This is a genomic window from Streptomyces sp. NPDC059224, assembly GCF_042754285.1.
Taxonomy (GTDB): Bacteria; Actinomycetota; Actinomycetes; order Streptomycetales; family Streptomycetaceae; genus Streptomyces.
Genome location: NZ_JBHZAN010000060.1, coordinates 14,595 through 34,015, shown reverse-complemented (window position 1 = coordinate 34,015; position 19,421 = coordinate 14,595). Strand labels below are relative to the sequence as shown.

Below are 19,421 nucleotides of genomic sequence, written 5' to 3'. Positions count from 1 at the left end.
GGCGAAAGTGGTGCCACAGCAAGGCCTCCTTACAGGCTGGTGTCACGCCAGGTGACGGTCAGAAGGGACGTTTGGCCGGGGGCGCCCGCGAGCGCACTCCCGCGGTAAGCGAGATCGTTGGCGCCGGGCTGGAGCGTCGGCCACGAGGAGCCACCCCGCACCCACGAGCGGCGCGGCGTGGCGCCCATGAACAGCACCGCCCGGCTGCGGGTGTCGATCAGCAGGTACTCGCCGCTGTTCAGGGACGCATCGATCTGGAGGACACCGCCCGTGGTGACCTGCTCGACAGCAGGCGACGCCACCGGGCCGTCCACCCGCAGGACTGGGTAAGCAGGCGATGCGCCGCCGTTCACAGCCGTCAGCCGCCCGGCCGTTCCGGCGCTGCCGTACACGCGGCCCGTGCCGGCCACACGGCGGGACATGGACGCCTGCGGGGTGCCATCCCAGACACACCCGAACTGGTCGCCGTCCACGTACGGCTGTGTGGCCGAGGACGGGGTGGCCATGACGCCATCGATGTGCAGGGCAGACGCACCGGTCGTCGTCATGCGGATGCCCACGCCGTCGCAGACCTGCCCGACAGGGACCGTGAACTGCGCCTCGATGCGATTCCAGCCGCCGGCGCCCGGGGTCGTCAGCGATGAGGGCGTGTTGATCAGCGTGGTGCCGTTGAAGTACAGCATCTGGAGCGCGCTTACGCCCGACGTGGACGGCAGGTACACGTAGGCGATGAACCGGACGGGCGTGCCTGCGGGGATGCTCTCGCCGAGCAGGTAGCGGGCGCCCCCCGTCGCCGCCGCCGAGTACGTCACCAGCGCCGTGTCCGCACCCCACCGGGCCCCGAAACCAGGCGTGTTCTGAGCGATCGTGGGCGCGGTCCCGGACGAGGTGTATGCGGCGATGTTCGCCACGTCGACCTCGGCGCTCGGGTTGAGCACCAGGTTCCGCACCTCGGTGACGCCCGAGTACGTCAGCGGGTACGCGCGGCCGGCCGACGGGCTGTAGGCGGTCGTGGACACCGACTGCTCCTCCAGCCCGTACAGGTACGGGTCGGCGCAGTAGAACTCCAGGGCCGCATCCCCGAGGCGCCACAGGTATTCGGCGTCGTACGGGATGCTGCGCTTCCTGACCTTGCCGTAGACGAGGACGCCCTGATCGAGGAACTGCAACGGTGCGGGCTGCATCTGCGGTTGGGTGGCCGCGCGCAGGGCGAGGCTGAGCGCGCGCAGGTCGTCGGGGCTGTCGCCGCGCAGGCCGAGCCCGAGGGTGACCGTGCGTGGCCCGGTCCAGTCCGGCCCGGTGTAGTCGCCGTGCTGGCTCGGCCGTGCCACGTCCTCGGACCGGATGTCCGGCAGGTCATCGATCCCCTGCACCGACGTGATCGCGTACTGGCTTCCGGGCCCGAACGTCAGGTCGCCCCACTGGACTTGCCCGAGTGCCTGCTGCGGCATGTCACCCACCCCCCACAAGGCCACGCCAGCTGAGTTCGCGGATCATGTCCTGAGGCGTGGCCCGGGTGCCGTTCAAGTTGATGTGGTAGACGTCGCCGCCCCGGCCGGCGCCCGCCGACACGGCGGCCAGCTGCGGGCCCGACGGCACGGCCAGTGCGCCCCCGGCGATGTCCAGGGCGCCGCCGGCCACCGACCGGTATGCGGCCTGGATCTTCGCGGCCATGGACTGGAAACCGCCGCGCAAGCCCTCGCCGTCCATGACGCCGATGTCATGGAACGCGCGGCTCGGGCTGTGGGTCTTGTGGGTCTTCTTGACCGTTTTCAGCATGTTCTCGGCGATCTTCCGCATCATCGCCTCGATGGCTTTCTCCTGGCTCTTCAGCCCGGCCACGAGCCCCTGTGCCGCCTTGATACCCGCGCCGTACAGGGCGTCTCCGACCGTGTTGCCGGTCGCGGTCGCCGCCTTGGAGAGCTTCCCCTGAAGATCGTTGATCTGCTTCAGCTGCGCGGGCGTGGCCTTCGCCAGCGCCGCGGCCGTCGCCGCGCCACCCTCCACACCAGCGTCCGCGATCTGCTGCAACAGGTCCGAACGCAGGCCCGACTTCTTCAGCTTCGCGATGTTCGCCTGGAACGCCTGCGCCGCCTTCAGCGATTGCTGGAGCCCGACCGTGATGGACGAGACGCTGTTGACGTCCTCGTGCCCCGTGGTGATGTTGGCCTCTTGGAGGATGCCCGAGGTGATGTTCCCCGCGGCCTTGCTGCGCGCCGAGATGAGGCTGTCGAGGTTCTTCTGTGCGGTCGCCAGCTTCTTGATGACGGCGTCCCGCTTCGTCACTTCCTTCTGGAGTTCGGCCGTGGCCTTCGCCAGCACCTTGCCGTACCCGGAGCGGACGTTCGCGGGTAGCGCCTTGGTGATGGACGCCAGCGTGGACTGCAACTTGGCGGTGGTGCCGGTGATGCCCTTGATGAACCCCTCGATCAGCAGCTTTCCCGCCGGGGTGAGGATCTTGGCGTCCTTCGCCTTCGGCCCCTTCCAGTCCGTCAGCTTCCCGGTGAGGCTCTGGAGGGTGGACTGCACCGCCCCGATCTTGCTGCGGATACCGGCCACGAACCCTGAGATCAGCGAGGCGCCTGCACCGACCAGGACCCCGCCGAGGCTGCCGAGCGCCGACCTCGCGCGGCCCGGGATGCTGCGCACCTCGGCCACCGCCGCATCCAGCTTCGACCGCAGCGCCGACAGCAGTGACGAACCCGCCTGCGAGGCCTTCGCCGACAGGCTGCCCGCCAGACCGCCGAGCGCCGCCGCCCCCCGACCCGGCAGGCCCGCGATGTACTTCACCGCCTCATCGATCTTCTGCCGGACGTACGCCGTGATCGCGTTCCAGGCCGTGTGCACGATCGTGTTCAGGATGCTCATGGCCTTGCCCGCGGCGGCCGTCGCCCGCGGCGTGTCCCCGCTCATCAGGATGTTCAGGGCCTTGAGAGCGGGAATCACCAGGTACTGGAGCGTGACCACGAGCGCCGTGTTCAGGATCCCGGCGAGCTGCGCGATGGACTGGATCAGCGACGGCAGGTAGGGGGCGATCTTCTCGAACAGCTGGGAGCCGAGGAGAACGAACTGCGGCAGCAGCGGGCCGAGTTGCACGAGGGTGTCCCCAAGGGACTTCGCCAGCTGCACGAAGCTGGGTGCCAGCTGGGTGAGTAGGTCGGCGAGGATCGGGCCTTCCTTGACCGCGATGTCGGCGAAGGCGGCAGCAAGCGGCCCGATCAGCCCCGGCAGTTGGCTCAGGATCGGGGTGAGAGTGTCGCCGAGCACGTCCGCGACCACCTGCACCACGGGGGCCAGTGCGGTGAAAATCGTGGTCAGCCCGTCGAGGAGCGGGCTCAGGGCCGGAAGCAGGGCGGCGACCAGCTGACCGATGACGGGCAGCAGCGGGGACACGGCGGTCAGCAGTGCGCCGACGGCGCCGGCGGCGGACACCAGGACCGGGCCGAGGGCGTCGATGATCGGTGACAGGGCGCCGCCGAGCGCGGTGATCAGGGTTTGGATGGGCGGCCCCAGCGCGGTGAACACCGGGGCGATGGCACGGAGTGCTTGCGCGAGCAGCGGGGCGACCGTAGCCCCGAGCGTGCTCATGGTGGTGAAGATCGCCTTCAGCCCGCTCTGTACCTCGGGGCTGGAGCTGATGTCGGCGAGGGCTGCCGAGACCTGACCGAGGATTCCGACCAGGCCGCCGCCGCCCGCCGGGATCGCTGTGAAGATGTTGCCGATGATCTTCCCGACGTTCACGCCGACGGTCAGCAACTGGCCGATCAGGTCGACCGCGTGCTCGATGGCCGACTGCAACCCGCCCGACGCGAACGCCTTGGACAGCTTGTCGCCGATCGTGGAGACCACGCCGGCCGCGCCGCCGGTCAGCTTCTCGAAGCTGGGGCCCGCTGCCGCACCGATCTGCCCCAGCGACCGGACCACGATGCCCGGCACACCAGCCAGGTTCCTGAGGCCCTTGCTCGCCGATCCGATCGCCCGGCCGAGCGTGCCGCTGTCCGCCAGCTCCTTGCCGGCGGCGAGCACACCGGCGCCCATCTGGTTCAGGGTCGTCGCCATGGAGAGCACACCCTGCCGCAGCACCGGCAGCACGGACTTCGCCGTCCGCTGGAGCTGCGTGGACCAACCGTCGAACGTCTTGTCCTGCACCTCTTGCTGAAGAGCGTGCAGGGCGGGCGCGGCATCGTGCACCGCCTCGGCGAACTGCCGGGCCTCGGGGGACAGCTTCTTCAGCGCGTCGGCGTAGTCGTCCGCCTTCGACGGGTCCAGGGCCGCCGTGAGCGCATCCCCCATACCGGCAGCCGCCAGCTTCACCGTGCCCGACGCCAGCTGCACCGCGGCCAGCCCGGTCACCGCGATGGCCCCGGCCGGGGCGACGTTGGCCAGCGTGGTCACCACGGACGCGGCGGCCGGGACAATCGCGCCGATCCCGGCCGCGGCCTTGCCGATGGTCGCGCCGATCCCGCCGATTGAGCCGAGGCCGCTGGTGATCCGGCCGAGGATGCCCGGCAGCCTGGACAGCCGGTCCTCGTCCACGTCCACGTGCACGGTGGCGTTCGTGCCGTCCACGCGGCGGGCCGAGGCGAGGAGCGCGTCCAGCTGCGCCGCAGCCTGCCGGGTGGACGCCTGCACGTTGATATCCGGGTGCTGCTCGGACAGACGCTGGATGTGCGGCTGGAGTTCGTTGATCCGGCGGATCGCCTGATCGATGGGGATGTCAATCCCGATGCGCTGGTTGGACAGTTCCTCTATCTCGCGGCGCACCCGCGCGAGGTCCCGATCCAGGTCGGTGGAGTTGCCATCGATCTGCACCTCGGGCAGGTGCGAGACCAGGTCCCGCAACTCCCGCTGCACGCCGGCGCCGAGCGCGGCGCCGATGCTGGAGCCCTGCCGCTGCGCGTCGGCGATCGTCCCGGACAGGCCGCCGAGGTCGACGTTGAGGTGCGACACCAAGTCCGGCAGGTTGATGTCTTCAGGCATCGGTCACACCTCCTCGTCGTCGGGTTACTGCATGAGGGCCATCTCCATCAGCCCGGGGCCCGCGGTCTGCTCGGGGCGGTCGCCGCCGGCCTGGTGCGCGGCCTGGTGCTCGTCAGCCAGCGTCATCAGCTGGCCGAACGTCATGTCCCAGAAGGCGCCGGGAGGAAGGTGGAGGGCACCGACGGCGAAGTAGAAGAGCTGGGACCAAGGGAAGGAACCATCTCCACTACCGCCCCGGCCGGCACCGGGGCGTCGTCGTTTCCCAGACCCTGGAGGGCGCGGGTGAAGGACGAGTTGAAGGCCTCTACGTAGCGGGTGAGCTGGCCGGGCAGCAGCAGGTCGGCGAGGTCCATGCCGTCGGTGCGGCGCCGGAAGTTGATGTCTCCGCTGACCTTCCGCTGACCGTTCACGTCCTGGTGCTCGCGGTAGTGCGGCTCGAACCCTCCGGGCCCGAGCGCGCCGGCACCCACGAGCTGGATGATCGGGCCGAACGCGGCCCCGTTGCCGCTGGTGTCGATCGCGTTCTGCACCGCTGTGACGGACCCGTACCGGGCCTCCAGCAGGGCGAGGGCGCGCATCGAGTAGCGGAGGGTCACTTCGGTGCCGTCGGACAGCGGGATGGTGCCGCCGTCGCCGAGCAGGTCAAGGCCTTGCGTCATGGTGGTCTGTCCCTACGTGAGTGCCGGGGTTCGGCCTGCGGGTGGGAGGTGGCCGGGGCGGGCGCGCTGAGCGATGACGCGCCCGCCCCGGAGTCGTCAGACGATCGCGGCGGCGGTCTCGTTGAGGGTCGCCGAGATCCACTTGCCGTTGGAGATCAGCGGGGAAGCGTCCGCGGTGAAGGACACGATGCGGTAGTCCTCCTGCGCGAACCCGAGGTCCGGGAACGCCGACAGGTTCAGCTTGTGCAGCGTCCAGTGCAGGTCACCGCCGATCAGGTCGGTGCCGCCGGCCGGGGTAACACCCTCCAGCTTGAACGGAGGCAGGGTGGCGGTCGCGGCCGTCAGGTCCCACACGGTCTTCTGTGCGGGCGTGGTGCCCGAGTCGGTGACCGTGCCGCCGAGGATCGCCACGAGGACGTCCAGCGACAGGCGGGCGTGGTCCACCTTGACCTGGATGTTCGAAACCGTCGAGTTGCTGTCCAGCTTGGTGTTATCGCCTCGGAGCTGCTTGGTCTCCACGTCGCCCGAGATCTCCATCGTCTGGATACCGGGGACGTCGATGACCGTGGCGTACGTCGGCGAGCCAGTCGAAGGGTCAGCCGTGAGCGCGGCGATCTTCGCGTCCACCACCGAGTACAGCTTTGTTACGCGGGTGAGAGTGGGCATCGTGGGTTCCTTCCTGGTGCCGGGGTCCGGCTCAGTCCGTGTATGTGCTGTCCGTGTCGATGGGCGGCGTGTCCGGCCCCGGGTTGAGATTCGGGGCCGTGCCCAGAACCGAGCCCGGCAGCAGCGCAGCGAGCGCCTCATCCGGGACACCGGCGTCCTGCTGCGGAATCGTGGAGTCGACCACCCACCAGGTGGTCCCGGGGCGGCCCTCGTCCGGGTAGACGGTGGCCGCGCCGTCGGTGATGCCGGTGTCCGGGGGGATCGTCAGCGACGGCTCACCGGAGCGCGGTGGCCAGCCACGGCCGAGGTAGGAGATCACCTCGTTGCGTTCGATCGCGGTGTACACGGGGTTCACTGCGGGATCACCTCTTCGGCGAGGAGCACGCGATGCACGCGGACGGTGATCGAGTGCCGGACCTTGTTTTCGGCGATGGGGATGCGGTCGATGTCCTGCACGCGGACCGCTGTGACCTTGGCCGGGTGCGCGGGGAGGGTGCAGCCGTGGAGGGCGTGAGCGATGGCCTCGGCGAGTCCGTACCGCTCGGTTACCTTCGTGGTGCGCTCGCCGGTCTTCACGCGTGCCACCTGCACGAGGTCGACGGTGAGCGTCTCCACGATGTTGATCTCGGCGTTCGGGTCACCGAAGTCCCCGTTGCCGGTGTCGAGCCCGGCGGGCATGCCCTCTTGGACGACGATGTACGGCTCGCGCTGTCCCTCTCGGGGGCCGTCACGGAAGACGGGTACGCCGAACGGCTTGCCTTCGAGGTACGCCTTGATCGCGCCCGAGGTGCTCGCGGCCATCAGCCCCGCCTCCCGATCTGTGAGGCGTGCGCCCGCCAAAAGACCGGCGTCAGCTCGATCGCTGGACGAAGGAACGGCTGCGCGGCCGTGCCCGGGTGGTTGACCTTCGCCACCGGGTGCGCGGCGCCCGGCCAGTACAGGGCCTTGCGATTCTTCGGCACGATCACGTGCGGGGCGGTGCCGTACTCCACGGCCGCCGCGTAGTTCACGTTCGAGCCGACCACGTAGCCGAGCGACCGGCCACCGCCCTCGGTACGCGAGACGATCGAGGAGCGCAGCCTGCCAGTATCGACCGGGGCCCGCCGCCTCGCCTCGTTCTGCACGTCGATGCGAGTCCGCTCCACGGCGCGCGCCACGTCCTCGGACGTCCGCCCGAAGTACCGACGAAGGCCCCGCTCGAACTCGCGGGTATTGATCGTCGCCGAGGACACTGCGGCACCCCGGAACGGCACCCGTCGGCTGGCGCGCACCATCACACACCGCCGATCAGGTTGTAGCCGCGGTTCAGGAACGGGGCCAACAGCCCGTCAACCTGCGTCGATCCGGTCGACGCCGACGGGGCGACGGGCGTCTCAGACGGGGCGTCGTCGGTGTCCTCGATGGCCACGTTGTTGCCCTCGTCGTCCACCTGAAGGCTCGGGTCTTCGGCGGCGTCGGCGTCGGACGGCGTGGCCTGCCCCTGCATGTGCGCGGCCAGCAGCGCGTTCCCGAGGGACACCCCGAGCGGCGGCGAGTCGTAGCCGAAGCTGCCGAGCACCTTGACCTGCTCGGCCCCCCACCGCTCCCACAGCCCGAGCCAGCCCCCCGAGTACGACTCAGCCCCCGCCACCAAGTCGTCGTAGCCACCCCACATCAGGTGGATGGCATCGATCTGCCCGAGCACGCCAGACGACGTGACCCGGTAGGCAGACGACGGAATCGACGGCCCGTCGTCCGCCTCCAGCACCGGCATGACGGCAGTCACCGTGCGGACGCGGCGCGGCAGGATGACCAGTCCTGCCGCGCTCACGTCCGCGACCACCGCCATGTCCGTTGGCTCAAAGCACTGCTGGGTGTAGGCGTCGATCCGCTCGCGGGCAGCACCGATCCACGCGGCCACCTCGGCGTCAGTGCCGGTGCAGCCCGCTTCACGCGCGGCCTCGTTCGAGCAGTACGCCATGGGTCAGCCCTGCTCGCCCTCGGCGGCCGGCTTGTCGCCCGCCTCCAGCTCGCGCTTCACGCCTTCGGTGATCAGACCGCCTTTGGCGACGATCTGCCGGGCGTAGCCGCCGGGGTGGGTGTGCAGGACCGGGCCGACCTGTTCTCCGGTGCCGCCCGAGTCGAGGGCCCGGAACGCGTCGTCGGGCGCGGCCTGGCCGATCTCCCATCCGGGGCCGCTGGCGTACTCGCGGGTGCGGACGACGGCCGCGTTCGGCTGCTCTGGGGTCTCGTTGCTCTCGTCAGTCGCGGGCTTACTGCGTGCTGCCATGTGGATTCAGCTCCTACTGGATGACGCCGCGCGTGCGCAGGGCGGCGAGCAGGGCGTTGAACTGCGCCTGCGTGGGGGCCGCGCCTGCGTCGGCGATGGTGGGCTTGGTGGTCCCGTCCATGAGGCCGGGAGCGCTGCCGATGACCTGGAGCACGGTGGTCTCCTGGGTCGCTACCTTGCTGCCGCCCTTGGTGAGGGTGACCTGCTTCGTGACGCCGGCCATTACGGCAGCGCCGCAAACGTGATCTTGGTGAACGCGAGCGGGGTGTGGACCGCCACGTTCGCCCGACGCTCGGCGAGGATGACCAGCGTGTTCGCGGTGAAGTAGTCCGCGTGGCTGTCGGTCATCAGAATGGTGACGCCCTGCCGCTCCCACAGCGTGGCGCCTACCCGGAACCCGCCGAGCAGCGCCGTGCCGGACGCCATGGCCACCGAGGTGACGACGGTCAGGCCCCAGATCCGCATGGGCGCACCGGAGTCGGCCACGGACGTGATGACCCGGAACCGGCCGTCGGCGTCGGTGTCCAGCTCGATGTCCTGCCAGTCGAGCGGGTTCATCACGATCGCGTCCGGCGGGTACAGGGCGAGTTCGCCCTGCGTCTTCGCCTTGCGGACCGTGATCAGCTTGGAGTCGGTGTTGCCCGACGCCGGCTGGTAGGTGCCGATGCCCGAGGTCGTGAGGATCCCCTGCATCTGCGTGCTGCCGTTGCCGGTGAGGATCTCCCGGTCCAGCTTGTACTCCAGGCCGTACGTCAACCTCCCGTTGATATAACCCATCAGCTGGGAGTCGTCGTCCGCGGCCTGCCTCGTGATCGGCACCCAATGGGCGACGGTCTTGAGGGTGGTCGTGATCAGGTCGAAGGTGAACGGGCCCGACTTGGGCTTGTCGCCGCCCTCGGCCACGACCGCCGCCGCGTTCCACGAGGACTGCGGGCCGGACGTGTCCCGCATGTACTCCAGCGTGGTCCCGTCGCTGGTCTGCCTGTCGAGCAGGTTCGCGATGAGCAGCGGGAAGTCAGGGTTCTGCGGGATGATCCCCGGCTGCCGGCTGTTCTGCGGCAGCATCGTGCCGGTGGTGACCGTGCCAGACGGAGCCGCCCGGAAGTCCGCGCCGTCCACGCTGAAGTTGCCGCGCTTGCCGCGCTCCCGGAACGCCTTCAGCGCCTCGGACCGGACGAACGCCTCGGCGACCGTGAGCGGATGCTCGCGGCCCTTCGCGTCAGGCTGCATGCCCGGCTGCACGCGGGTGTCGGGAGCCGGGTCACCGGCCGGCAGGGTCGCGGCCCGGAGCGCGCGCAGGCGGGCGTCCCGCTGGTTGGCCTGCTCGATCTGCGCGGCGATGTCGTCGGCCCGCTGGAGCAGCTCGGCCATGTCGCCGTCGAAGTTCTCGTCCTGGAGCTGCACCACGATCGCGTCGCGCTGCTCGATCAGGGTGGGTGCGCCGCCCTTGATGGCGTAGATCGGGTACCGCTTCTTGGGGTTCTCGCCGTGCGCGGCGCGGCCCTTGCGGTAGCCGATGGGGCGGACGCGGGCAAAGTTGCTCACGGGGTCCTCCTCGGCCGGTGGACGGCGCGCAGCCGCCCATGCGTGATGGGTGTCTGCGGTCCGTCTTCTACGGCCGGTGGATCGCGCCCGGCATGCTCACGGCTTTTACGTCCGGTGCGAGCGGCCCGGATGGGTGGAGAGTAGATCGAATCTGGAGTGCGTGTTGCTGGGGGCTGCAATTCGCAGCGGGACGGGCGTCTACCGGCGTCGTCGGCCGCCGCGCGCCCGGCGCGGCAGCACGCGGTACGAGCGCGTGCGGTGGGCCCATGCGCGGGCCCACGGCATCTTCCGGGCGAACGCCCACCGCCACTGCGCGCGAGACACGAACCTGCCAGCCATCACGCGCCGCCGACCGTGGACAGCTTCAGCAGCGCGGCCCGCCGCTGCCGGCGCCGCATCTCTTGTTCGTGCGCGAGCGCCGTGTCCCGGCCGTGCTCGCGGTCGTACTCGGCGAGCCGTTCGGCGAGAGTGGGCTCGGCCACGGTCTCGGTGTAGAGCGCGCCGAGTGCGGAGCGGACGGTCTTCAGCTTCGATCCCGGCACGGCCGCCATACGCGCGGTGATCTGCGAGACCTCCACGAGCCGAGCGGAGCGGATGTTCTCCAGCACGTCCGCGCGGTCCTCGTCGCCCATCTCGGCGAGCTTCTTCCACTCGGGCAGGTCGGTGCGCACGAACCCGACGGACAGCTCCCGCGCGCTGCCGGACCGGGCCATCGCCCTCTTGTCGCGGCCATCCTGCGTGTCGTCGTAGGCCCCGGCGATGTGGAGCAGGTTGGTCTGTTCGTCGGCGCGGAACGTGCCGATCGGAGAGTACGGCGAGTGCATCCACAGGTAGGCGTACGAGCCCTTGTCGATGCCCTTCCGGAACACGCCCGGGTGGAAGGTCGTCCCGTACGAGTCCTTCTTCCCGTACTGGCAGGCCACGCCGTCGAACGTGCCGTCCTGGCCCTCGTCTACGCGGAACTCGTGCGTCTCGAAGACGCGGAACTCGATCTCCATCAGCTCTTCCTCTTCGTCCGGCAGCGGCGGTTGCCGCAGTCGATCAGGTCGGGGTCCATGAACTGGTCCGTGATGCTGTCCGGTGGCGAGGAGATGGGCAGGCCTGCCTCGTGCTCCAGCCGGGCCGTCACGGCGTACGACGCACGGTCGTGTGTCTCACAGCGGCCAGCAATGGCGCGCAGCAGCGCCTTCACGTCTGCGCCTGCTTCAGTGCGTGCTCGGCATAGACCTCGGCCACGCCGTTCATCACCTCGCGGTGCGAGGGGCTGAGGTTCGGGGCGTACCGGTAGACGGCGCGGCCCTGCTGGTCGCGGCCGTCGTACTCGTATGCCACCTGGCCGCCGCCGAACGTCATCACCTGCGGTAGTCCGCCGTCGGCGTCGGGCCGTACGGCGATGTCCTTCTTTCCGTCGAAGGGGCCGCGGCGTACCTCCTTGAAGGGCACGCCGGGCGGGCAGTAGGCGCCCTGGTACTGGGCTGTGCCTGCGGGCTGGAGGATGGCACGGACTTCCCCGCGCAGCAGCGTCGCCATGTTTAGTTGCCTCCCCGGAAGTTGACGGCGAAGCCAGGTAGGCCCATGCCGAAGTCGGGGTCCGCGCTCGCGGGACGGAGCGGGGCGCGCAGCTCGGTTTCGTCCACGCTGCACATCGGCCCACGCGGGGACAGACCCGCCTGTACGCCCGTCCACCGGAACGGCTCGGCGCAGTCGCGGCACGTCACCTTGATCTCGGCCGAGTAGCCGATCACGGTCGGGTCGGTCTCACTGGCCGTGATGCGGCCGACGTCCACGAAGGCGTCGAAGTTCTCGTGCGGGCAGGGGCGGTCTGGGTCGGTGGTCATGGTCAGGACTCCTCGAACTGGTAGGTCAGCGCGCAACGGCACTGAATCGACTGTGCGGCCGGGGCCGATGGATCGGCAGGCCACCGCGACTTGGTGAGGGTGAACCGCTTGTTCATCGGCGCGGACCGGCCGTTCTCCTGCCGGTGCGTCTCCCGCGTCCGCTGGTCGTCCGTCGCCAGCCACGTCTTCGTCGTCGCCCCCGCGTCCAGCGCGGCTAGGAACGACGCCTGGTTGTAGCCGCCCACCGTCTCCGTGCGGGCGATCATCGTTGCCCGGTAGTCGCCGAGGTTCGTAAACACCTGCTGGATCCGCGCCCGCAGCTCGGGTACCGACTCGCCCTCGGCGACACCGTGCGCCAGCACCTGCGAACGAAGCACCTGCTCCGTGGTCGCCGTCACCTGCCCGGCCAACTCCTCGATCCGGTCCCGGAGGGCGTCCGCCACGGTCGGCTCGTCCAGGTCGAAGTCCGCGGTGATGCTCGCGCCGCCACGCTTCCACGCCCGCTCCACAAACGGGCGCAGCACCTTCGCCGTCTGCCGCCGCCAGTACGCGCCGTCGAAGAAGTCCCGCAGCTTGATCCGCTCCTCCCACCCCTCCGGGCCCGAGGCCACATCCAGATCGGTGAGCCGCGCGGCCGGTACCTGCTCCGGGTCCGGCGGCGCGAGCACGAGCTGCTGCTCGCGAGCCAGCGCGCACGCCTCGGTGCGCACCTCGCCGAGCCAGGCTGCGGACCGCTCGGGCTTCTTCATCAGCCGGTCGAAGTCCCGCAGCACCCGCTCCCGCTGCTCGCGCGCGAGGGCCTGCACCGCGCGGCGGCCGGCGCCCTCCAGCTCGTCGTACGCGGCGTTGATGTCGGCGATCGACGGGGACGATGGGGCGTCGTCGGCGCGCAGCAGTTCCAGACGACGGGGCGCCGGACGGGCGTCGAGCTGCGTCATCGGCGCCATGAGCGGGGCCAGCACGGACGTCACCACGCGGGTGACGATGGCCTCCAGGTCGACGGTGTCGAGGCGCTGGGTGCCTGCGGCCGTGGCCGGGGCGGGCTCGTACTGAGACCGGTAGGCGGTCAGCGTCTGCTGTCCGATGCCGCCCGGCAGCGGGTCGTACCCGGCCTCTGCGCGGGCCTCGTCCAGCATGACGATGTCCGCCTCGGTCAGCTGGGTTGTGCGGGTCACGACCGCGTCCCGGGACTCGCGCAGGGCGTCCACGCCGGACAGATCGAACTCGGCGTCCTCGGCGTCGGAGGGAAGCAGCCGAAGGTCAATCTCGCTGGCGATCATCTCCAGCTTCGGCACGATGGTGTCCGACCACAGCGTGGTCTTGGCCGCCGCCCGGTTCTCGTATGTGGTGCCGGCGGACAGGTAGTCGTGGGGGATCCCGAAGGCGAGCATCACCTCGGCGGCGTTGGCCATCCGGGATTCGAGGTACTCCATCTCCTCGGGCGTGAACGTCATCCGCTCGACGGCGATGCCCTTGCCGCCGTTCCCGCCAGAGCCGGGCTGCGACCGCACGAACAGGGACTTGCCTGCGTTGCCGGGGCCCTGCATCGAGGACCGCCACGCGGCCACCGTCTGGTTGTACTCGCGCTCTTCCATGTCGCCGAGGTAGACGACGTTCGAGGGGCGGGCCCCGTTGGCGTAGCTGGAGCGCTGCCACTCGCGGGCGTACGCGTCCATGTCGACGGCGTGCCGCGCGGCCTTCCACGGGGCGAGGCAGCCCAGCGGATCGAACGGGTGCGGATACCGGAGCCAGAGCATCTCCTCGGGCAGCACCGGGACTTGTACGCCGTCGGTGCGGCGGATGACGAACCCGAGGAGATCGGCGATCGTCGGCCGCTGCGCGAGCGGCTTGTCCACGATGACGTCCACCCTGTCGAAGACGAGGTGGGCCTCGGTGATCGGGCCGAGTCCGGTCTCACCTCGGTTCAGCCAGACGAAGGACTGGCCCGCCAACTCGGCTTGCTGGAGCATGAGCGACTTGAAGGCCCGCGCGCTCATGAACGGGTTGGGCCTCTTGTTGAAGAGCTGCGCGACCTCGTGGCCTTCGATGTACGAGCCGTCCGGGCGGGCCACGGCCAGGGGCACGCTGGAGCCGTTGTCGGCGATCGCGGCGACGCACCGGTAGGCGACCGCGCTGTGGGCGTAGCCGCGAGCCTCGGCGTCCAGGGCCATGGTGAGGGACTGCTGCCCGCCGACGGAGGCGACGGTGATGGGCATGCGGTCGCGCAGGGTGTCGATGCCGAACGCGGCCCGGGTCTCGGCGGCTCGGCGAAGGGCTCGGTTCCTGTTGTGGGTCACTGGTCCTCCTAGGCGACCGCGGCTGTGTTGCCCGCGGAAGCGAGCATGAGATCGGTGAGGGCCCACACGTACGCGTCGAGCCGGTCGGGGGAGTCGTCGCCGGGCACCCACGTGACGAGCTGCTCTTCCAGCTCGGGGAGGCTGCCGACGATGTGCGCGCTGCCCTGGTCGGTGAGCGCGGCCACCGGCTCGGCCCGGGTCACCTTGCCCCGGCTGGCAGTGACGGTCCGGTAGTTCACGGTCGGGTCGACCTGCCGCACTACGGTGCCGATCCATTCGCCGCCGTTGTTGACCTCGGCCACGATCGCGTCAGCCCGGTGCTCGTGGTACGCCCGGATCGCCGTCCGCGCGGCCTCGATGGGTGGCATCCGGCCGGACAGGTCGTCAATCGCGTACCCGTGCCGGCGGGCGAATCCGTTCTTGTCCGGGATGTACGCGGTGCCGCGGCCGGCCACGATGATGCCCATCTCGTCGGCGTCGTCGGTGGACGTCGCCGCGGGGTCCATGGCCACGACGACGCTGGCCAACGGGGGCTTGGCACCGACGCGCGCGGCGTCCAGCCCACTGCGGGACCAGAGGGCGCCCTCGATGTCCTCCAGCAGGATCCCGTCCAGCTCCTGTGCCTCGGTGCGGGTGCCGGCGTACTTGGCGATCAGCTTGTCCCGCTGCTCCTGCGGCAGGTGGATGGCGTCCCGGGTCCGGCCGCGGGTGAGGATGACGTCTGCGCGCTTCGTCAGTTCGATGATCTCGGTGCGTGGCTTGGGCGTGGTTGACGCGATGTAGTGCGGGTTCGGTCCGATACGCAGGCCCATCTCCGAGTGTGTGATCGCGTCCTTCAACCGGCGTTGCGCGGCGACTTCTTCCATCCACACGAGGCACCGGTTACCGCCCGCGCGGAGACGCTCCACGTCGTCCGGGGTGTGGCTGCCGAAGAGTTTGGCCTCGGCCCCGGACGGCCAGCGCGCGAAGGTGCCGCCAACGGTCGTGCGGAGCAGTACCCGCGGGTCGTGGGCCTTCAGTCCAGAGGGGCCGTTGACGCAGGCTTCCACGGCGTCGCCCTGCGTCGGGGCGATGATGGCCATGCGGTGCCCGCCGGGCAGCCTCGGGTCACACGGGGGGCCGTTGACGTGGGCGACCATGTAGCGGGCGCAGCCGTCGGTCTTGCCGGTTCCTCGGCCGCCGAGCTGGAGCCACCAGCCGAGGGTCTCGATGTGCTCGGGCGCGACCTGCCACGGGTACGGCTTCCACCGGCCCCACCGCTTCGCCCACAGCTTCGCCGCCAGCTGCTGCTCCAGCAGCTCCAGCTCGGCCGGGGAGAGACCGGCGAGGGTGGCGGGGATTTCGGCGAGGCGCATGGTCACACCTCGTCCAGTTCGGCGATCTGCTCGGCGAGGGCGGTGATGCGGGCGGTCATCTCGTCGGTGATGGTGACGTTGGCCTTCACCGGGGCGAACAGCCCGAGCAGCTTGGCCTGGTGGTCGAACAGCTTGACGAGGCCTTCCACGGCGCGGACGTCACCCTTGATGACCTTGGGCATGAGGCTGTCGATGGCGATGGCCAGGTTGGCGAGCTGCTCGCCGAGGTACTCGCCGTGCGCCTCAGCGGCCTGCGCCGCGAGTTCGGCCACGCCGCGCTTCCACGCCACGTAGACGTTCTTTACGTCGCAGTCGAGGCGTTCGGCGATCTGCCGGAACTGGAGCTTCTCTTGGGTGCGCAGGCGTACGACCTCGTGCTGTCGCACGAGGCCGAGATCGTGGTTCGCGTTCCGCCGTGGCACCGCACCTCCCTGGTGTGAAGGTACGGATTTTCGGCTGGCCAGGATCTTGGGGGCTGCAATTCGCGGGGGCGACGACGCCCCGCCGACGCAGGTCGACGGGGCGTCCGGGTGGTGCGCGGGGTCAGCAGGCGTCGTACTTCCAGGTACCGCCCTCACGCGCCCACGGCTGCGCGTCCTGGTCGAACTTGGGCAGGCCCTTCACCTTGTACGAGACGCGGCCCATGTCCCCCGATACGGTGGCGTGCACGTCCGTCGCCGGGTGGTCCGGCCCGTAGTCCTTCGCGGCCTGTTCCACGGTGGCCGTGAACACGTCCGGGTCCGCCTTGGCCTTGCAGCGCTTCGACAGGAACGCGTACGCCGCTTTCCCGCTCCCCCCGAAGTACAGGTCCGTGTACGTGCCTGCGACGCGCTCCAGCTCGGTGGCGTCGGCTGGCGTCGGCGTGGTGCTCGACTCCTCGGTGACGGCGGCCGTGGTGGCCGGGGTGGTGCTCGGGCTGCTGCTGGCGTCGTCGGACGAGGAGCAGGCGGTGAGCGCGAGGAGCGCGGCGGCGGTGACGGCGAGCAGGCCGGTGGTGTTGCGCATGGTTCCCCCCATTGCGGTGTGGTCTGAGGGGGCATGGTGGCACAGCGGACCGACAGCGGACAGGGGTGAGGCCCGCGCCCCCGGGGGAGGTAGGCGCGGACCTCGATGACCCGTCCACTGTAGGACGGGGGTGTGACAGCGGTCAGGCGCACCAGCGCGCGAAGTCCAGGGTCTCGGTGCGCAGGGCGGCGGCGGCCAGCAGCTCGGCGTCAGGCGCCCCGGCGGCGATGGTGGCGAGCACGGCCCGGTGAAGGTCGTCGGTACGGCCGTGGGCGGCCTCGGGATCGTCGCGGACGGCGTGGATCTCGGCGAGCAGCCGGGCGATGTCCTCGGCGGTGAGCAGGGTGGGGGGCTCGGCCGGTTCGACCTCTGCGCCGCGCTTCGCGATCTCGGTCATGACTGCATGGTCCTCTCGGGGTGTGACAGCGGGTCGGGCTACTTCTGGTGCGGGCAGTTCTCCACCCACCAGCCGCACTTGCCGCAGTACTCGTGCACACGGGCGATCAGGCGACGGAACATCAGTCGGTCACCTCCTCGTGCCACGTGACGGTGCAGTGCCCCGGCCGATCCTCCGTGACCGTGAACTGCGGGTTTGCGTCTGAGCCACTCTCGGGGGGCGGTGGGGGAGCGGGGTTAGCTGTACGGCGCACGGACCGCCACAGGGCGAACACCCCGGCCGCGACGAGGACGAGGATGGCGAGCGCGTCGCTGATCGCGAACAGCGCGGCCACGACCACCCCGGCGAGGGCCACGAGGACGCACGCCCCAGCCGCGCGGGACGGCTGCTCCTCGGGCTCCTCGGCCTCTTTCCGGCTGCCCATCACATGGCCCCGTAGACGGTGCCGCCGAGCCAGTTCGCGGCCGTGGCGAGGGGCACGGCGGCGAACCCGGCGATGCCGGCCGAGGTGCCGAGGGTCATTCCGCACCAGGCGCCGCGGCTGATCGCGCCGCCGTGCTTGGTCGACTTCTTCGCGGTGACGACCACGATCACGGTGAGGATCAGGACCAGGGCGCCGCCGGTCTGCGTGAGCGGGAGGTAGACCGTGCCGCCTGCACGCTGGCCGGCATCCGTGCCGACACCCCAGACGAGTGCGACGTCTCCGAGCCATGAGGTGATCCACACGGCGGTGCGGGCGGCCCATCCGATCAGCCCGCCGATGCCGAGGACGGTGAGGGCGCCGTACGCGCACGAGAGGAAGAACGGCAGGAGCGCGGCGGCGTGGCGCACGGGGTCCTTACGGAGGGGCTTGAGTCCGGGCCACCAGAGGGCGAGCTGGTAGGCGAGGATCATGAGTCCGACGGTGACACCGCCGATGGTCACGTACGTCATGGGTGCTGGGTCCTTCAGCGGAGGACGGCGACGCCGAGCGCCGCGAGGGTGAGGATGAGGGCGCACGTGCCGCTGATGGGCGGGACGGTGCGGTGGTCGACCAGGGCGAGGCCGAGAAGCGCGGCGAGGGCCACGAGGGCGTAGCACGCGGCGGGCACGGCCGGGCCTACGGGTTCTGTCCGGCGGCCATCGGCAGCGCGGGCGGCAGCTGCGCGAGGTGCGGCTCGTGCTGCTCGATCTCGGCTCGGATGACGCCGCGGATGGTGGAGTCTCCGACGCGGCCGTGGCCGGCGGTGATGAGGGCGGCGCGCATGGCCGAGGTGGACGGGCGGGTGCCGGTGTCGTACAGCGGGCGTACGGCGGCGCAGCGCGGGTCCTGGTAGACGATCGCGGCCGGGGCGGGCAGCGCGGGTGCAGGCGCCTGCTGCACGGCGGCGGGGGCCTGCGCGGGCATCGGCGGTGCGGCAGCTGGCGCGCGCTGCACGGTGACCGGTGCCGGGGCGGGCTCGGCCGCGGGCGCCTCGGTGGGCACGGGCGTGGCTGCTAGGTGCAGCAGGTGAGCCAGCACGGCCGGGGGCACCATCGACGTGATGGCGATCAACCAGGCCTGGTTGTGGTCCATGTGCCCGGTGTTCACGAGGTGGGCGACGACCTGTGCGGCGAGGGCGAGCACGATGGCGAAGGCGGCCCCGGCGGTGGCGGAGAACCGGCCGCGTGCGCCCTTCGGCCGGGTGGCGGCGACGACCGCGGCGATGCCGGCGTAGGCGCTGAGGGAGAACGGCATGCCGTACGCCCACGGGTCGGTCCAGCCTGCGAACTTGGCCACGTGGTACTCGCCGGGCATCGACATGAGGAGCGTGGCGGCGAGGACGGCGGGGCGGCCGGCGGCGGTGGCGGTTCTGGCGTACCAGGGTGCCGCTGGTGTGGTGGGTGTGCGAGGCTTCGTCCAGCCCATGGAGGTCACTCTCCGGTGGTCAGAGCCTCGGCCGGTGGTCGCACACCGTCCGGGGCTCGTTCAGTTGTGGGGCGTCGTCGGGCGTCGTCGGCCCGTCGTGACGCTAGTGTCGGGTATCCGACACCGTGAAGGCTACCCGACACGACGACGGGTGTGCAGACCTACGCTCCGGCGGGGAGGTGTCGGGTATGGCCGAGGAGACGGACGAGGCGCGCGAGGCTGCGGATGCGGTGCTCGCCGGGGTGCGGTCTGCGCTGCGCGGGTTGGAGGCCATCCCGGATGCTGCGGTGCGGGCGCGGGCGGCGGGCCTGATCCTGCGGGAGTGGCCGGGTGAGCGGACCCTGGCGAAGGAGATCAGGCAGCAGGCGGTCGACACGCTGCACGAGGGCGGCATGGACTTCCCGGAGATCGGTGAGGCGATCGGTACGGATCGCAGCCGGGCGTGGCGGATCTGGAAGGGCATGAGCTGACGACGACGCCCCGTCGACCGCCGTCGCGTGACGGGGTGACGGGGCGTTGACC

Annotated in this window: 25 protein-coding genes and 1 pseudogene; 1 reads left to right on the top strand and 25 read right to left on the bottom strand. The window is 70.5% G+C overall.

Annotated elements, in window-relative coordinates:
- Positions 1-29: 29 nt before the first annotated feature.
- From ACFXI4_RS41345 to ACFXI4_RS41225, 25 genes and pseudogenes are all read right to left on the bottom strand, one after another.
- Positions 30-1,451 carry a phage distal tail protein gene (locus ACFXI4_RS41345; protein ID WP_385001905.1) on the bottom strand — a complete coding sequence of 474 codons (1,422 nt, stop codon included), beginning with the start codon at positions 1,449-1,451 and terminating at the stop codon, positions 30-32.
- Between the two features lies 1 nt (position 1,452).
- Positions 1,453-4,980 carry a hypothetical protein gene (locus ACFXI4_RS41340; RefSeq protein WP_385001902.1) on the bottom strand — a complete coding sequence of 1,176 codons (3,528 nt, stop codon included), beginning with the start codon at positions 4,978-4,980 and terminating at the stop codon, positions 1,453-1,455.
- Positions 4,981-5,004: 24 nt separating this feature from the next.
- Positions 5,005-5,139 (bottom strand): annotated as a pseudogene (locus ACFXI4_RS41335) (hypothetical protein); the annotation flags it as partial.
- Complete coding sequence (locus ACFXI4_RS41330) at positions 5,121-5,639, bottom strand: hypothetical protein (protein ID WP_385001899.1); 519 nt, start codon at positions 5,637-5,639, stop codon at positions 5,121-5,123. The gene ACFXI4_RS41330 and the pseudogene ACFXI4_RS41335, both read right to left, overlap by 19 nt.
- Before the next feature lie 96 nt (positions 5,640-5,735).
- Positions 5,736-6,305, bottom strand: a complete 570-nt coding sequence (locus tag ACFXI4_RS41325; protein ID WP_385001896.1) for a phage tail protein — start codon at positions 6,303-6,305, stop codon at positions 5,736-5,738.
- 31 nt (positions 6,306-6,336) lie between these two features.
- A complete protein-coding gene (locus tag ACFXI4_RS41320; RefSeq protein ID WP_385001893.1) occupies positions 6,337-6,660 on the bottom strand; it encodes a hypothetical protein in 324 nt (107 codons plus the stop codon).
- Positions 6,657-7,106 carry a hypothetical protein gene (locus ACFXI4_RS41315; RefSeq protein WP_385001892.1) on the bottom strand — a complete coding sequence of 150 codons (450 nt, stop codon included), beginning with the start codon at positions 7,104-7,106 and terminating at the stop codon, positions 6,657-6,659. The genes ACFXI4_RS41320 and ACFXI4_RS41315 overlap by 4 nt, the downstream gene beginning before the upstream one ends.
- A complete protein-coding gene (locus ACFXI4_RS41310) occupies positions 7,106-7,537 on the bottom strand; it encodes an HK97 gp10 family phage protein (RefSeq protein ID WP_385001889.1) in 432 nt (143 codons plus the stop codon). The genes ACFXI4_RS41315 and ACFXI4_RS41310 overlap by 1 nt, the downstream gene beginning before the upstream one ends.
- A gap of 41 nt (positions 7,538-7,578) precedes the next feature.
- Positions 7,579-8,265: a hypothetical protein gene (locus ACFXI4_RS41305; protein WP_385001886.1), complete on the bottom strand. Its 687-nt coding sequence runs from the start codon at positions 8,263-8,265 to the stop codon at positions 7,579-7,581.
- 3 nt (positions 8,266-8,268) lie between these two features.
- Positions 8,269-8,574, bottom strand: a complete 306-nt coding sequence (locus tag ACFXI4_RS41300; RefSeq protein WP_385001883.1) for a hypothetical protein — start codon at positions 8,572-8,574, stop codon at positions 8,269-8,271.
- Between the two features lie 13 nt (positions 8,575-8,587).
- Positions 8,588-8,797: a hypothetical protein gene (locus ACFXI4_RS41295; protein ID WP_385001880.1), complete on the bottom strand. Its 210-nt coding sequence runs from the start codon at positions 8,795-8,797 to the stop codon at positions 8,588-8,590.
- On the bottom strand, positions 8,797-10,119 hold the full coding sequence (locus ACFXI4_RS41290; protein ID WP_385001877.1) for a phage major capsid protein: 1,323 nt from the start codon (positions 10,117-10,119) through the stop codon (positions 8,797-8,799). The genes ACFXI4_RS41295 and ACFXI4_RS41290 overlap by 1 nt, the downstream gene beginning before the upstream one ends.
- 338 nt (positions 10,120-10,457) lie before the next feature.
- Positions 10,458-11,117 (bottom strand): HK97 family phage prohead protease, encoded by a 660-nt coding sequence (locus ACFXI4_RS41285; protein WP_385001874.1) that lies wholly within the window; start codon positions 11,115-11,117, stop codon positions 10,458-10,460.
- Complete coding sequence (locus ACFXI4_RS41280) at positions 11,117-11,311, bottom strand: hypothetical protein (RefSeq protein WP_385001871.1); 195 nt, start codon at positions 11,309-11,311, stop codon at positions 11,117-11,119. Before ACFXI4_RS41280 ends, ACFXI4_RS41285 begins: the two co-directional genes overlap by 1 nt.
- Positions 11,308-11,649, bottom strand: coding sequence for a hypothetical protein (locus ACFXI4_RS41275; RefSeq protein WP_385001868.1), 342 nt, complete (start codon positions 11,647-11,649; stop codon positions 11,308-11,310). Before ACFXI4_RS41275 ends, ACFXI4_RS41280 begins: the two co-directional genes overlap by 4 nt.
- Before the next feature lie 2 nt (positions 11,650-11,651).
- A complete protein-coding gene (locus ACFXI4_RS41270) occupies positions 11,652-11,957 on the bottom strand; it encodes a hypothetical protein (RefSeq protein ID WP_385001865.1) in 306 nt (101 codons plus the stop codon).
- A gap of 2 nt (positions 11,958-11,959) precedes the next feature.
- Positions 11,960-14,254, bottom strand: a complete 2,295-nt coding sequence (locus tag ACFXI4_RS41265) for a phage portal protein (RefSeq protein ID WP_385001862.1) — start codon at positions 14,252-14,254, stop codon at positions 11,960-11,962.
- An 8-nt stretch (positions 14,255-14,262) separates the two neighbouring features.
- On the bottom strand, positions 14,263-15,609 hold the full coding sequence (locus ACFXI4_RS41260) for a terminase large subunit domain-containing protein (RefSeq protein ID WP_385001859.1): 1,347 nt from the start codon (positions 15,607-15,609) through the stop codon (positions 14,263-14,265).
- A gap of 2 nt (positions 15,610-15,611) precedes the next feature.
- Complete coding sequence (locus tag ACFXI4_RS41255; protein WP_385001856.1) at positions 15,612-16,031, bottom strand: hypothetical protein; 420 nt, start codon at positions 16,029-16,031, stop codon at positions 15,612-15,614.
- A 121-nt stretch (positions 16,032-16,152) separates the two neighbouring features.
- Positions 16,153-16,614 carry a hypothetical protein gene (locus ACFXI4_RS41250; RefSeq protein ID WP_385001853.1) on the bottom strand — a complete coding sequence of 154 codons (462 nt, stop codon included), beginning with the start codon at positions 16,612-16,614 and terminating at the stop codon, positions 16,153-16,155.
- Positions 16,615-16,756: 142 nt separating this feature from the next.
- A complete protein-coding gene (locus tag ACFXI4_RS41245; RefSeq protein ID WP_385001850.1) occupies positions 16,757-17,011 on the bottom strand; it encodes a hypothetical protein in 255 nt (84 codons plus the stop codon).
- A gap of 121 nt (positions 17,012-17,132) precedes the next feature.
- Positions 17,133-17,435, bottom strand: coding sequence for a hypothetical protein (locus tag ACFXI4_RS41240; protein ID WP_385001847.1), 303 nt, complete (start codon positions 17,433-17,435; stop codon positions 17,133-17,135).
- Entirely contained in the window at positions 17,435-17,944 is a 510-nt protein-coding gene (locus tag ACFXI4_RS41235; protein WP_385001844.1) for a hypothetical protein, read from the bottom strand. The genes ACFXI4_RS41240 and ACFXI4_RS41235 overlap by 1 nt, the downstream gene beginning before the upstream one ends.
- 14 nt (positions 17,945-17,958) lie before the next feature.
- Complete coding sequence (locus ACFXI4_RS41230; protein WP_385001842.1) at positions 17,959-18,102, bottom strand: hypothetical protein; 144 nt, start codon at positions 18,100-18,102, stop codon at positions 17,959-17,961.
- Between the two features lie 8 nt (positions 18,103-18,110).
- A complete protein-coding gene (locus ACFXI4_RS41225; protein ID WP_385001839.1) occupies positions 18,111-18,899 on the bottom strand; it encodes a hypothetical protein in 789 nt (262 codons plus the stop codon).
- A gap of 188 nt (positions 18,900-19,087) precedes the next feature.
- Here ACFXI4_RS41225 and ACFXI4_RS41220 point away from each other — a divergent pair, with 188 nt between their 5' ends.
- A complete protein-coding gene (locus ACFXI4_RS41220) occupies positions 19,088-19,369 on the top strand; it encodes a hypothetical protein (protein WP_385001836.1) in 282 nt (93 codons plus the stop codon).
- Positions 19,370-19,421: the final 52 nt, after the last annotated feature.